Here is a 15,222-nt window from a genome sequence, read left to right as displayed (position 1 = left end):
GAATAGTATTCTGTATATTACAATCTATAACATACAATATAAAATATATTATATAATATGTTATATATAATACTAACATAAGATAAAAATTTATTATATTATTAATCATAAAGAATTACTAATTACATATTATTAAAAGTAAATTATTTTATTAGAAATAAGTATATTTATTTAATTTATCCTTACAAATATTATATTTTTGAACAAAAAATATTGTATATATACAATATTTTTTGTTATTAATAATTTATTAAAAATATATTAATTATAAAAATATTATATATATTGGATTATTTAAAAAATTATGTCTTACTATTATTAGTCATGATAATTGCTAAACAATTATATTTATAACGTACTCAGTAATCTTAGTAATCATCAGCAATAATATATTAAAAATATTATTCTTAATAAGAATAATTTTAATAAGAAATATTTATTATACAGTAATAACTATTACATTCCATTGAGTTTTAATAAACTAATTAATATATAAAATAATTAGTAATCTAAATATTATTTTTTAATAGTAATATGAATAATGTACATCTTATTAGCTAAGATAATACAATATATTTTATTAGTAACTATATTAATATTATGCAATTTTATTGAATACTGTAAATGATTAAATAATATTTATAATATTTTTATATAATTATTTTAAATAAATTTATCAATAAAAAATAATTTAGTTCACAAAGATATAGATATAAATTGTATATCCATTATCTTAATAAATTTGTAATGCTTACTTTTTATAATACTATTAATTTAATCTTTAAAAGATTTTATTACTATAATATTTTCTTATTTAGAATAAGCATCTAGAGGAATAGACAATGATTGAAGTAACATCTACCTTGATAAAAGAATTGCGTCAACGTACTTCTGCTGGCATGATGGATTGCAAAAAAGCACTTATCCAAGCCCAAGGAGATATTGAGTTAGCAATAGAAAATATGCGTAAATCTGGATCAATAAAAGCAGCAAAAAAAGCTAATAACATAACTACTGAAGGTATAATTCAAACAAAAATAGTAGATAACTACGGTGTAATTCTGGAAGTTAATTGTCAAACTGACTTTGTCGCTAAAGATAATTATTTTAAAGCATTTTCTGAAAAAATTCTTAATACTGCTATTACAGAAAATATCAATAATATTGATATGTTGAAAATAAGATTTGAAGAAGAACGTATATCATTAGTTGTCAAAATGGGTGAAAATATTAACATTCGTCGTTTTTTTATTTTAACAGGGGATATTTTAACTAGTTATTTGCATGGTTCTCGTATTGGTGTATTAATTGCTACTAAAGGCTCTGATAAACAATTCGCCAAGCAATTAGCAATGCATATTGCTGCAAGTAATCCAGAATTTATTAAACCAGAAGACATATCTACTAAATTACTAGAAAAAGAGTATCAAGTTCAGATGGATATTGCTATGAATTCCGGTAAAACAGCAGCAATAGCACAAATTATTGTTAGAGGGCGTATGAAAAAATTTACTAATTCAATTTCTCTTATTTGTCAAGATTTTGTAATGGATCCTAATAAAACTGTTGGGCAATTACTTAAAGAATACAATACTGTTGTCACTGATTTTATCCGCTTTGAAGTAGGTGAAGATTTAAAAAATAAAACTTAAAAGTTTGATATATAAGTGTTTTAATAACTAAAAGTATTGTATTAATTAAAATAAATACAATAAAATTAATAAATAAATATCTTTTATATTAAAATTTCTCATATTATTTATCTATTATTACTTAGGATACATTATTATAATAATGAACTCTAAACCTTTATATCAGCGTATTCTACTTAAGCTTAGTGGTGAATTTTTACAAGGTGTACAAAAATATGGTATTGATGTCAATGCACTAGATCATATTGTCAAAGAAATACAAGATCTTATTAAATTAAATATTCAAGTAGGTATTGTAATTGGAGGAGGCAATTTATGTCGTGGTGCTATTTTAGCACAAGCTGGTATGAATCGTGTAGTTTGTGATCATATTGGTATGCTTGCAACTATAATGAATGGACTAGCAATACGTGATGCATTACAACGCAATTCTGTTAATGCGCGACTGATGTCGACGATTCCACTAAATAGTATGTGTGATCATTATAATTGGATAAAAGCGATGAGTTTATTACGTAATAATTGTGTAGTCATTTTTTCTGTTGGTACAGGTAATCCATTCTTTACAACCGATTCTGCAGCTTCTTTACGTGGTATAGAAATAGAAGCTGATATCATACTGAAAGGCACTAAAGTTGATGGTATATACTCATCTGATCCTATAATTAATATAGATGCAAAATTGTTACACCAGATAACCTATGCATATGTTTTAAAAAAAGAACTAAAAGTCATGGATTTAGCAGCTTTTATTTTAGCTCGTGATCATAACTTACCTATTCGTGTTTTTAATATAAACAAGCCTGGTATTTTACGTCGTATTGTCATGGGTCAAAAAGAAGGAACTTTAATTTGTAATTAATATGTTATTAGTTACAATTATTATAATTACTTTATTAGAAAGAAAGAAATTTTAATATATAAAAATTGTTAATTATCTATTTTATAAACTTTATATTATAATTATAGTATTAATAATGTTGTATTTAAAATACAAAATTATTAAAAAATAAATTATTAACTTTAATAATTATTCAAGGATTTTAAAGTGATTGAAAAAATCAAAGAAAATACTGAAATCCGTATGCATAAATGCACCGAAGTATTTAGATCAAATATTAAAAAAATTCGTACTGGATGCGCTCATCCTAATTTACTTGATTCCATATCTATAGAATATTATGGCTCTTCTACTCCTTTGAATCAAATCGCTAGTATTATTGCTGAAGACTCGCGAACACTAGCAATCACTGTATTTGATCATTCTTATTCTGCCGCAGTAGAAAAAGCAATTATTAAGTCTAACTTAGGTCTGAATCCAATATCTGCAGGTAAAGTGATTCGTATACCTTTACCTCCTTTAACTGAAGAACGTCGTAAAGAATTAATTAAATTAATTCGTGTGGAAGCAGAGCAAAGCAAAGTTTCTGTACGCAATGTACGTCGTGATTGTAATGATAAGGTAAAAAATTTATTAAAAGATAAAAAAATTAATGAAGACGAAGAACATAAATTGCAAGATGAAGTACAAAAAATGACTAATAGTATGATTAAAAATATTGATAATGCCTTATCTGATAAAGAAAAAGATTTAATGAAAATTTAATTTTTATTGTTTCTTTAAGCAATAAAAAATTTCTAAGATTTCTGTATATATTATAATATTCAAAATATAAAATAATTGCTAAAGATTGACTAATAATTAAAAATATTTTTAGTCTTATTTTATATGAGTATATTACCTATGTTATATAGTGAGTGAAAGGCTATAATGAAGCAACTAACTATTCTTGGTTCTACTGGATCTATTGGTATTAACACGTTAGATGTAGTGCGTACAAATTCTAATAATTTTAAAATAGCAGCATTAGTCGCAGGTAAAAATGTTGATATGCTAGTGCAACAGTGTATTGAATTTTCTCCTCGTTATGCCTCTGTTAATGATAAAAAGACTGCAAAGATTTTACAAAGGCGTCTAAATGATGAAGGTATTTTCCATATTAAAGTTAATTATGGTGAACAAAGTGCATGTGAATTAGCTTCTCTTGATGATGTAGATCAAGTGATGGTAGCTATTGTTGGTGCAGCAGGTCTTATGCCTACAATGGCAGCTATAAAAAGTAATAAGCGAGTTCTATTAGCTAATAAAGAATCATTAGTAACCTGTGGTCGAATATTTATGGATGCATTAAAATATAGTAAAGCTCAGCTGATACCTATTGATAGTGAGCATAGTGCTATTTTTCGTAGCCTGCCTCCATCCATTCAACATAATTTGGGTTTTTCTTCTCTCAACGTCAATGGAGTTGCAAGTATTGTTCTTACTGGTTCTGGTGGTCCATTCCGTAATTTACCAATAAATGATTTTATAAAAATAACAGTAGAACAAGCTTGTAATCATCCTCATTGGTCGATGGGCAAAAAGATATCTGTTGATTCCGCCACTATGATGAATAAAGGACTTGAATATATTGAAGCTCAATGGTTATTTAATGCTTCTGAAGATGAAATTGAAGTAGTTATTCATCCGCAATCTATTATTCACTCTATAGTGCGTTATTACGATGGCAGTATGATAGCACAACTTAGTCATCCTGATATGCGCATACCAATTACATATGCTATGACGTATCCAAATATTTTAAAAACTAATATTAAACCTATTGATTTTTATACTATTGATTCTTTAACTTTTGAACAACCAGATATAAAAAGATATCCTTGCCTACAATTAGCTATAGATGCCTCTCGTGCTGGACAAGCAGCAACTACGATGCTAAATGCAGCAAATGAAATTTCTGTTAATGCTTTTCTTCGTGGAGATATCCGTTTTATCGATATTGCAGCTGTCAATCAAGAAGTGCTATTACGATTATCTTTCTGTGAGCCAAACACTGTAATAGAAGTAATAGATATTGACCGACAAACTCGAGTCATTGCAAATAAATTATGCACAAAATTTTATATATAAATTTTAGTGTTTTATATTATACAGGTAATCAGTATTACTATTGTAGTGATTTACATTTTCTTAATTTAATAACAGTGTTTTGTAAGTTTAGAAAATCATAACATGTATATATTTGAATTTAATATGTAATTATATTGTATCTCTTTTAAAGATCACTGTAATGAACGAATTAATATATTTACATATAAATGTTTAATTATTTAAAATTTAATTTAGTTAATAATAAGTAATGTCGTATGGTTCAAATTCAGTTAGTAGATAATTCTTTTAAATATTATGATTTAAGGAATTGATGATACTTATGTCTTCCAATCAATCGCCAATTACTCATAAAATATTCTGTGTTCCCAAGCATGTTGCTATAATTATGGATGGTAATGGTCGTTGGGCAAAACGTCAAGGTAAAATGCGTGTTTTTGGTCACAAATTTGGAGTTAAATCAGTACGTCGTTCTATACGTTTTGCTGTACAACATGGTATTCAAGTTTTAACTCTATATGCTTTTAGCAGTGAAAATTGGAAAAGACCAGTACAGGAAGTAAACGCACTTATGGAATTATTTGTTCATGCCTTAGATGGCGAAGTTAAAAGCTTACATAAACATAATGTACGTTTAAAAATTATTGGAGATCTTGCCCGTTTTAGCTCTTGCTTACAGAATCAAATTCATCGTTCTGAAGAATTAACTAAAAATAATGATGGACTTATATTAAATATTGCCGCTAATTATGGCGGGAGATGGGATATTATGCAGGGTGTAAAAATATTGGCTACACAAGTTAAGACTAATGTTTTACAACCTGAAGATATTACTGAAGACTTGCTAAGTAAGCAAGTTTGTTTATATGATCTTGTTCCAGTCGATCTAGTAATTCGTACTGGTGGAGAACACCGGGTTAGTAATTTTTTATTATGGCAAATTGCATATTCTGAATTTTATTTTACGGACGTATTATGGCCAGATTTTGATGAACTTACTTTTGAAAGTGCACTTAATGCATTTGCACAACGCGAGCGTCGTTTCGGAGGTATTAATACGCCATAGGAGCATGTTTTGTTAAAATTGCGTATTATAACAACTATTATTTTCGTACCAATTGTTATTGCATCTCTATTTTTATTATCTCCGATTAATCTAGCTATTATTGATTTAATCATATGTATCTTAGCTGCTTGGGAGTGGGGACAAATAGTTGGATTAAAAAATAATTTACATCGTATTTTAGGCGCAATCTTTTGTGGTGTAGTCTTAGTCACAATTTTATTAAGTATATATGTATTTAATCTAAATATGCATATCATCATTAGTTTATTAGGGATAGCAGTTATTTGGTGGATTATTGCTTTTTTTTTAGTATTATTTTATCCACGATCAGCAACTTGGTGGAAGAAATCTCGTATATTAAAAATTATTTTTGGTGCTGTTACTATTGTTCCTTTTTTTAGTAGTATAATTGTACTACGTCACTATGGATATGAGATTAATAATCATCAAGGATCATGGTGGTTGTGCTATATTATCATATTAGTATGGAGTGTAGATTCTGGTGCTTATATATTTGGTCGATTATTTGGCAAATACAAATTATCTCCACAAGTGTCTCTGGAAAAAACTTGGGAAGGATTAATTGGTGGATTAACTACTGCATTCATAGTATCTTTGATGTTTGACTTGTACGCTCTTTTACCTATTTCGTCTTTTACTTTATTACTCTGTTCAATTATTGTATCGTTGGCTTCTATATTAGGAGATTTGACGGAAAGTATGTTTAAACGTGAAGCTGGTCTTAAAGACAGCAGTCATTTAATTCCTGGGCATGGTGGTATTTTAGATCGTATTGATAGTTTAACTGCTGCAGTACCAATTTTTGTATGTCTTATAATGTTAATATTTTATTAATTATTGTAATGCATATGTAATACTTTATGAGTAAGATATTTTGAAAATTACTGGCATGATTGGTAACTATAGTATATCAAATATAATTATTTTATGTTTCTTGTGTGCGATTGTAAAATAAACTATTTTTTTTAGCTTTTGTAAAACATTATAGCAATGTACCAATAGTAAAAAATTGAGTATCTTATTACTATAATAATTTTTTGATAAATACATAAAATGCTAAAAAATGATTGTAGAATTACCTTAATTAATAATTTAATCATAGAATAAATGATAAAAAGTAATAATTGTTAGCGCAGTTTAATTAATAAATTCTTATTTATTATTATACTCTATTATTTAATTTATGTTATTGGATTCTAATATTTATGTAGTAATTAGTAAAATTCTTCCTTAGCATAAATGCACGAGAAGGTATAATAAAGAATAAAAATCAGGTATACATAAAGATATCCGTAACATCTAATTTAGATTAAATTAATTTAATATTAATGAATAAAATAAATATAATAATAATTATGATTAAAATTATTAAATTTAGTAATGAAGACAATATACAAAAAGATTTACATTTAACTCATTAGTAATTTCAAGTAAATAAAAAAATCTAATAGTTACACTTAGCGTAATACCACTAAATATACAGAGTATTTCATTACTAAATGTAATAGAAAAACTACAAGACAACAAGCTAGTTTACAAATAGGTAATAATATAATGAATAATTTATAATTATTTGTTGCAGACTTAAAATATGCTTGCTAAATAAATTAGAGAAAAATATAATTAAAAATTTTGAGCATAGTATAATTTTATAAAAATTTATTATTTATAGTTAATACTAAAAAATAAATATAGTATAAAATACAAATATAATTAAAGTATTTTCAGATATACTGCCTACAGTTATTATATTATCTAAATAGCATTAATATATCCAATAATACGAATTTTTTTATAACACAGTATAAAGTTAATAATAACACTTAGTATGTAATGAATATTTTATTGTATTAATAATGGTAACATATATAATGTGTAATATATAGCTAAATAATTTAATCTAATCACTGCCTGTTGCTCAGAACATAAATATATTAGCTAATTATAAAAAAATAAGTATATTATTTAATGTTTAAAGATTCATTCAGAAGTTATTAATTTATGCCTACTTCCAGTTCTTAACGGTGGCTATCTACTATTATTAATATTTAAAAAATAAAAGGCAGCTCTGTATTGAAGCTAGTTCAATACTTCAGTGATCGCATCTGTTTAATTATAATAGTACCTTTCATAGAGGTCTTGTACTATTTAATTATTTTTACATCTTTAATGACGAGATATATAAATGAGGAAATACGCATAAATAATAATGATGATCAAAAAAATATTTATAATATCGCTATTTTTTATCAGCACTACTTTATATGGTTCAGATAAAATTTTAATAAAAAATATTTATTTTAAAGGTTTACAACGAGTAACTGTTGATGCAGCTTTAATGAATATACCAATTCGCACTGGCTATACCGTAAGTGACGAAGATATCAGTAATACTATTCGCAAATTATATGCAACAGGTAATTTTGAAGATGTACGTGTCTTACGTGATGGTAATAATTTAATTGTGCAGGTTCAGGAGTGTCCAATAATTGTAAATATTACTTTTTCTGGCAATAAATCTATAAAAAGTTATATATTAAAAAATAATCTTAAAGATTATGGTATACAAATAGGTGAAGTATTAAATCGTACTATTCTTTTTAACATTACAAAAGATTTGAAAGATTTTTACTATAGCATTGGCAAATATAATGCTTCTGTAAAAGTTATATTAACACCGTTATCAAGTAATCGTATTGATTTAAAATGGATATTTATTGAAGGTCAATCTGCCCAAATTCAGCAAATTAATATTATAGGAAATCATGCATTTACTTATGCTAAATTAATTAGTCTTTTTCAGATACGTGATAGTGTTCCTTGGTGGAATTTAATAGGTAACCGCATATATCAAAGACAAAAACTATCTGATGATCTTAAAAATTTAAGAAAATTTTATCTAGATCATGGTTATGCGTGTTTTAATATAGATTCTACACAAGTTAGTTTAACACCAGATAAGAAAAGTATTTATATCACTATTAATATTACTGAAGGTGTAAGGTATAAAATTACTGATGTTGAAATAAGTGATAATGTACCGAATTATAGTAATGATATAAATCTTTTAACTAAAATTAAATTTGGAGAATTTTATAATAGTACAATAGTCACCACAATAGAAGATAATATTAAACAATTACTCGGTAACTATGGTTATGCTCGCCCTCAAGTACAGACTTATAATAAAATAAATAATATAGATAAAACTATTAAGTTACATATCAATGTAGAATCTGGTAATCGTTATTATGTACGTAATATTATTTTTAATGGCAATACAACTAGTAAAGATTCTGTTTTACGTCGCGAAATACGACAAATGGAAGGTACATGGCTAAGTAGTGAATTAGTACATCAGGGTAAAGAGCGTCTAAATCGTACTGGTTATTTTACAAAAGTAGATCTTGATCTATATCCTGTTTTAGGCACTATAGATCAAGTTGATGTGATTTACAAAGTAAAAGAGAGTAATACTGGAACTTTTAATTTTGGTATTGGTGTAGGTACCGAAAGTGGTGTTAGTTTTAAGGTAAGTGTGCAACAAGAAAATTGGTTAGGTACTGGTAACACTATTGGTATAAGTGGTATAAAAAATAATTATCAGATTTATACTGAGTTATCTATGACTGATCCATATTTTACTATTGATGGTGTTAGCTTAGGTGGTCGTGTTTTCTATAACGATTTTAAAGCTGATGATGCTGCATTATCTAACTATACAAATAGTAGTTACGGTATTGATAATATGTTAGGATTTCCAATTAATGAAAATAACTCATTACGCACAGGATTAAGTTATATACACAACTCTTTGCGTGATATGCAGCCACAAGTTGCTATGTGGCGTTATTTACAGTCTGTTGGACAAAATAATAACAACACAGAAAAAGCAAACTATCAAGCTAATGAATTTACATGGTCTTTAGGATTTCTTCGTAATAATATTAATCATGGTTTATTTCCAACTAAAGGTACACAATATCATTTAAATAGTAAAATAACAATTCCAGGATCTGATAATGAATATTATAAGATTACTTTTAATAGTCAAAGTTATTTTCCGTTAAATAAAGATCATTCTTGGGTTATTATGGGACGTTCACGCATAAGCTATGGTGATGGTTTTAATGGTAAAGAAATGCCGTTTTATGAAAATTTTTATGCTGGCGGTTCTAATTCAATACGTGGTTTCCAATCCAATAATATTGGACCTAAAGCAGTATATTTAAAATCACCAGTTAATATAAATAAAAGTAAATCATATGACGATGCAATAGGTGGTAATGCAATGGTAGTAGCAACTATGGAGCTTATTACACCAACACCATTTTTTGGTGAAAAGTATGCTAATTTCCTGCGTACTTCAATATTTATAGATGCTGGTACCGTATGGGATACACATTGGGATAAAAATTCTTATCCTGATAAAAAAGACTATAGCAAACCAAGTAATATTCGTGTTTCGGCTGGTATTGCTCTACAATGGATATCTCCTTTAGGTCCATTAGTTTTTTCTTATGCACAGCCTATTAAGAAAGATAACAGTGATACAACGGAACAATTTCAATTTAATATTGGTAAAACTTGGTAATATGATACTGTATTAAAGTATAACATATATTATCGTGCTAAAATATATAAGTTGTACTTATGATGTTTTGATTATAAGAATTAAGAATTAATTATGTAATTTTACTATGTAAAATGCGTATTTTTAACATATATAAATGATAATAAGGAGTATAACTTGAAAAATTGGTTATATGCAACAATTGTGGGTATATCATTAGCATCTCCTGTTACAGCTACAGTTGATAGCAAGATTGCTATTGTAAAAATATCTAGCATTTTTCAACAATTACCACAACGCGCAACTATTGCCAAACAATTAGAGCAAGAGTTCCATAGCAGAACAATTGATTTGCAAAAACAAGAACGTGAGCTACAGTCTAAAATTCAAAAATTACAGCATGATAGTTCAATTATGAAAGATAACGATCGTAATAAAATGGAAAAAGATATTATAGCACAACGTGATGCTTTTTTTCAAAAAGCACAGTCTTTTGAGCAGGATAATCATCGTCGTCAGGCAGAAGAAAATAATAAGTTATTAACTCGTATTCAGAATGCTGTTAGTAATGTTGCCAAAGATCAAGGATATGATTTAGTTCTTGATGCAAATGCAGTAGCTTATTCTGGCTCTTTCCATGATATCACTGCACAAGTATTAAAACAGGTTAAGTAAGGTATAATATGACTGCAATTCGATTAGCTGATCTTGCTCAGCAGTTGAATGCAGAGCTCCATGGTGATGGTAATATTATCATCACTGGCGTTGCTTCTATGCATTCAGCAAAATCGCATCATATTACTTTTTTATCCAATAGTCGTTACCGTGAAGAATTATATAATTGCAACGCAGGAGCAGTAGTATTAACAAAATCTGATTTATCTTTTTGTAAAATACCAGCTGCGTTGGTAGTTAATAATCCTTATATAACGTATGCATTGATGACGCAAATAATGGATACTACCCCAAATCCAGCAAAAAATATTGCTCCTAGTGCGGTTATTGATGCAACAGTCCAATTAGGTAATAATATTTCTATTGGAGCAAATACAGTTATTGAAGAAGGAGTAGTATTAGCTAATAATATTATTATTGGAGCATGCTGTGTTATAGGTAAATTTACCAAAATTGGTTCTGGAACTCGTTTATGGTCTAACGTTACTATTTATCATAATATTAACATAGGTGAATATTGTTTAATTCATTCGGGATCAGTAATTGGTGCTGATGGTTTTGGTTTTGCTAATGATAATGGAAAATGGTTAAAAATTCCTCAGTTAGGAACAGTATGTATTGGTAATAATGTAGAAATTGGTGCCTGTACAACTATTGATCGTGGATCTTTAGATGACACTATTATCGGTAACGGCGTTATCATCGATAATCAATGTCATATTGCACATAATGTTATTATTGGTGAACATACAGCTATTGCTGGTGGTGTTATTATGGCTGGTAGTCTTAAGATTGGTTGTTATTGCCAAATTGGGGGTGCAAGTGTTATTAACGGTCATATGGAGATTTGTGATAAAACTGTCATAACGGGTATGAGTATGGTTATGCGTCCTATAACTAAACCTGGTATTTATTCCTCTGGCATTCCGTTATTACCAAATAAAAAATGGCATAGAACAGTATCCTTGGTGATGCATATTGATGAACTCAATAAACGTCTAATAGTTGTTGAAAAAAAGATTAATAATAGCTAAAACAGTTAACTTTATGCTTACTGTCAGTAATACAAATTCCTAGCATTTACCCTACTTTAAATGGGTATAAAACGATTTGCGGTGGATTACATTATTTTTAATAATCTAAAATAATCACCGTGTTGTTGATGATAATTAGTTTTTTACAGGAAGAGTATTTTGACTACTGACACTCATACTCTCAATATTTCCGAAATTTTAGAGTTACTGCCGCATCGATTTCCGTTTATTTTAGTAGATCGTGTGCTTGATTTTGGAGAAGGCACATTCTTGCGCGCAGTAAAAAATGTCACTTTTAATGAACCTTTTTTCCAAGGTCATTTTCCTGGTAAACCTATTTTCCCGGGTGTTTTAATTCTAGAAGCTATGGCACAAGCAACGGGTATTCTAGCATTTAAAAGTTCTGGTAAATTAGAAACTGGTGAATTATATTATTTTGCTGGTATTGATAATGCTCGCTTCAAACGTCCTGTTCAACCAGGTGATCAGATGATTTTAGAAGTGGAATTTCTTAAAGAAAGACGAGGTGTTGCTCGCTTTAATGGTATTGCAAAAGTTGACAATAAAATTGTTTGTGAAGCTTCAATGATGTGTGCCCGTAGCCGAGAGGTCTAATACGTGATTGATTCCACCGCCTTTATCCATCCCAGTGCTATAGTAGAGGATGGCGCAGTCATTCACGCCAGTGTTCATATTGGTCCGTTTTGCTATGTTGGCTCGAAAGTAAAAATCTATGAAGGTACTATGCTTAAATCTCATGTTGTCGTTAATGGCATTACTCAAATTGGCTGTAATAACGAAATATATCAATTTGCTTCTATTGGTGAAGTAAATCAAGATCTTAAATATGCTAACGAACCAACTAGAGTAGAAATAGGCGATCGTAACCGTATTCGCGAGAATGTTACTATTCATCGTGGTACTGCTCAAGGAGATAATCTCACTAAAGTAGGTAGTGATAATTTATTAATGATTAATGTACATATTGCACATGACTGTGTCATTGGTAATTATTGTATCTTTGCTAATAATGTAACATTAGGAGGTCATGTTAAAGTTGATGATTTTACTATCATAGGTGGAATGACTGCAGTACATCAATTTTGTGTTATTGGCGCACATGTTATGGTAGGTGGATGCTCCGGCGTTGCTCAAGACATACCTCCTTATCTCATAGCGCAAGGTAATCATGCTAGACCCTTTGGTCTCAATACTAAAGGACTCAGACGTCGTGGTTTTGATACAGAATCTTTGCACACTATTCGTAATGTATATAAGATTCTCTATCGTAGTGGTAAACCTTTAGAAGAGGCTAAAAAAGAAATTACTGAATTAGCTAAAAAATACTCTGATGTTCGACTATTTATTGATTTCTTTGAGCGTTCTAAACGAGGGATTATTCGCTAAATTATGAATATATGCCAAGGTACTAATCATACTGTATTATCCAAGAATTATACAAATTTACTAACTATAGGTTTAGTTGCTGGAGAAAGTTCTGGTGATATTCTTGGTGCTGGTTTAATTCGTGCTTTAAAAATTCGTTATCCTAATATTCGATTTTTAGGCATTGGAGGACCTTTGATGCAAGATGCAGGATGTGAAGTATGGTTTAAAATGGAAGAGCTAGCAGTAATGGGTATTATAGAGGTTTGTACTCGTTTGCCTCGTTTACTTAAAATACGTCGTGAATTGACCAAAAGATTTATTGAATTAAAACCTGATGTTTTTGTCGGTATTGATTCTCCTGAATTTAATATTACACTTGAAAGACGTTTAAAGCAATTTGGTATTAGAACAATTCATTACGTCAGTCCTTCTGTATGGGCATGGCGTCAAAAACGTATCATAAAAATTGGCCAAGCAACTAATTTAGTGTTAGTATTTTTACCTTTCGAAAAAAAAATTTATGATAAATTTCATATCCCTTGTCGTTTTATTGGACATACTATGGCAGATAGCATGCCTTTGTATCCAAACAAACAAGCCTCTCGTAAAATATTAGGCATTGCACCTGAATCTTTATGTCTAGCTTTATTACCTGGAAGTCGTAGCTCTGAAGTAAAAATGCTAAGTACTCATTTTCTAAAAACAGCTATTATTTTACTTGATAAATACCCCACACTAGAAATAGTTGTACCTTTAGTCAACAAACAACGTCGCGAACAGTTTGAAAAAATTAAAGCTAAAGTTGCACCTAGTTTAAAAGTACATCTACTAGATGGACAGGTACGTGATGCTATGTATGCAAGTAATGCTGCATTATTAGCATCTGGAACTGCTGCGTTAGAATGCATGTTGGCTAAATGTCCAATGGTTGTTGGATATCGAATGCATCCTATTACATTTTGGCTAGCTAAATGTTTAGTAAAAACAAAATATATTTCTTTACCTAATTTACTTGCACATCGTAAATTAGTACAAGAGTTATTACAATATGACTGCCAACCTAAAAAATTAGCTGCTGCATTGTTACCATTATTTGAAGATAAACAGTCTACTCAATTATTACAAGATACTTTAGTAAAATTACATCAAAGTATTTGTTGTCATGCTGATGAACAAGCTGCAGATGCCGTATTATTGCTAATCAAAAAGTGGATTATATAATGCAATGAGTATTAATGTAATGAATGATATATTTGTCTATCCGTTAGCACATCATATAGCTGGTGTTGATGAAGTAGGACGGGGAGCTTTAGTTGGTCCAGTAATAGCTGCAGCAGTCATTCTGAATCCCGCTCATTCTATTATTGGTTTAACTGATTCAAAAAAACTAAGCGAAATAAAACGTAATGTGCTATATGAAAAAATTATTGATAATGCTATAAGTTGGAGCATAGGACGTGCAGAACCACAAGAAATTGATAAACTCAATATTTTTTATGCAACTATGCTAGCTATGCAAAGAGCTATCTGGGGTTTATCTATAGAACCAAATTTCGTACTTATAGATGGCAATAAAAAACCTCAACTATCTATAGCTTCTCAAGCTATAGTTAAAGGAGACATCTTTGTACAAGAAATAAGCGCAGCATCTATTATAGCTAAAGTTACTCGTGATCGTGAAATGATCACTTTAGATAAACAATTTCCAGAATATAACTTTGCAAAAAATAAAGGATATCCAACAGCTTTACATTTACAGTGTTTAATACATTTTGGGATAACTAAACACCATCGTTATAGTTTTAAACCAGTAAAACGTATTTTACTTAACTGTCTTGAAAAATAATTTAATATTATATGAT

At 28.8% G+C, this 15,222-nt stretch carries 13 protein-coding genes; all 13 read left to right on the top strand.

Going from position 1 to position 15,222, the window contains the following annotated elements; translation table 11 throughout:
- Positions 1–842 precede the first annotated feature (842 nt).
- The 13 genes from tsf (at position 843) to rnhB (ending at position 15,206) form a co-directional block, all read left to right on the top strand.
- The gene (tsf, locus tag GII40_RS01800; protein ID WP_226813145.1) at positions 843–1,652 is read left to right on the top strand and encodes a translation elongation factor Ts; all 810 of its coding nucleotides are present in this window, start codon (positions 843–845) and stop codon (positions 1,650–1,652) included.
- A gap of 136 nt (positions 1,653–1,788) precedes the next feature.
- Entirely contained in the window at positions 1,789–2,514 is a 726-nt protein-coding gene (pyrH, locus tag GII40_RS01795; RefSeq protein WP_226813630.1) for a UMP kinase, read from the top strand.
- 222 nt (positions 2,515–2,736) lie between these two features.
- The gene (frr, locus tag GII40_RS01790; RefSeq protein ID WP_420885603.1) at positions 2,737–3,258 is read left to right on the top strand and encodes a ribosome recycling factor; all 522 of its coding nucleotides are present in this window, start codon (positions 2,737–2,739) and stop codon (positions 3,256–3,258) included.
- 165 nt (positions 3,259–3,423) lie between these two features.
- Entirely contained in the window at positions 3,424–4,623 is a 1,200-nt protein-coding gene (gene ispC / locus GII40_RS01785; RefSeq protein ID WP_226813143.1) for a 1-deoxy-D-xylulose-5-phosphate reductoisomerase, read from the top strand.
- 301 nt (positions 4,624–4,924) lie between these two features.
- Complete coding sequence (gene ispU / locus GII40_RS01780) at positions 4,925–5,668, top strand: (2E,6E)-farnesyl-diphosphate-specific ditrans,polycis-undecaprenyl-diphosphate synthase (protein ID WP_226813142.1); 744 nt, start codon at positions 4,925–4,927, stop codon at positions 5,666–5,668.
- A gap of 9 nt (positions 5,669–5,677) precedes the next feature.
- A complete protein-coding gene (gene cdsA / locus GII40_RS01775; protein ID WP_226813141.1) occupies positions 5,678–6,523 on the top strand; it encodes a phosphatidate cytidylyltransferase in 846 nt (281 codons plus the stop codon).
- A 1,375-nt stretch (positions 6,524–7,898) separates the two neighbouring features.
- Positions 7,899–10,283 carry an outer membrane protein assembly factor BamA gene (gene bamA / locus GII40_RS01770; protein WP_226813140.1) on the top strand — a complete coding sequence of 795 codons (2,385 nt, stop codon included), beginning with the start codon at positions 7,899–7,901 and terminating at the stop codon, positions 10,281–10,283.
- Between the two features lie 156 nt (positions 10,284–10,439).
- Positions 10,440–10,937 (top strand): OmpH family outer membrane protein, encoded by a 498-nt coding sequence (locus GII40_RS01765; RefSeq protein ID WP_420885589.1) that lies wholly within the window; start codon positions 10,440–10,442, stop codon positions 10,935–10,937.
- An 8-nt stretch (positions 10,938–10,945) separates the two neighbouring features.
- Entirely contained in the window at positions 10,946–11,971 is a 1,026-nt protein-coding gene (gene lpxD / locus GII40_RS01760) for a UDP-3-O-(3-hydroxymyristoyl)glucosamine N-acyltransferase (RefSeq protein ID WP_226813139.1), read from the top strand.
- Positions 11,972–12,130: 159 nt separating this feature from the next.
- Positions 12,131–12,586 (top strand): 3-hydroxyacyl-ACP dehydratase FabZ, encoded by a 456-nt coding sequence (fabZ, locus tag GII40_RS01755; protein ID WP_226813138.1) that lies wholly within the window; start codon positions 12,131–12,133, stop codon positions 12,584–12,586.
- 3 nt (positions 12,587–12,589) lie between these two features.
- The gene (gene lpxA / locus GII40_RS01750) at positions 12,590–13,378 is read left to right on the top strand and encodes an acyl-ACP--UDP-N-acetylglucosamine O-acyltransferase (protein WP_226813137.1); all 789 of its coding nucleotides are present in this window, start codon (positions 12,590–12,592) and stop codon (positions 13,376–13,378) included.
- 3 nt (positions 13,379–13,381) lie between these two features.
- Positions 13,382–14,581, top strand: a complete 1,200-nt coding sequence (lpxB, locus tag GII40_RS01745) for a lipid-A-disaccharide synthase (protein WP_226813136.1) — start codon at positions 13,382–13,384, stop codon at positions 14,579–14,581.
- Positions 14,582–14,600: 19 nt separating this feature from the next.
- A complete protein-coding gene (rnhB, locus tag GII40_RS01740) occupies positions 14,601–15,206 on the top strand; it encodes a ribonuclease HII (RefSeq protein WP_226813628.1) in 606 nt (201 codons plus the stop codon).
- The last annotated feature ends 16 nt before the right edge of the window (positions 15,207–15,222 follow it).

The sequence above is a fragment of the Candidatus Profftia lariciata genome (genome assembly GCF_020541265.1).
Classification (GTDB): domain Bacteria; phylum Pseudomonadota; class Gammaproteobacteria; order Enterobacterales; family Enterobacteriaceae; genus Profftia; species Profftia lariciata.
The sequence above is the reverse complement of the archived record's forward strand: the minus strand, read 5'-3'. Positions and strand labels throughout refer to the sequence as shown.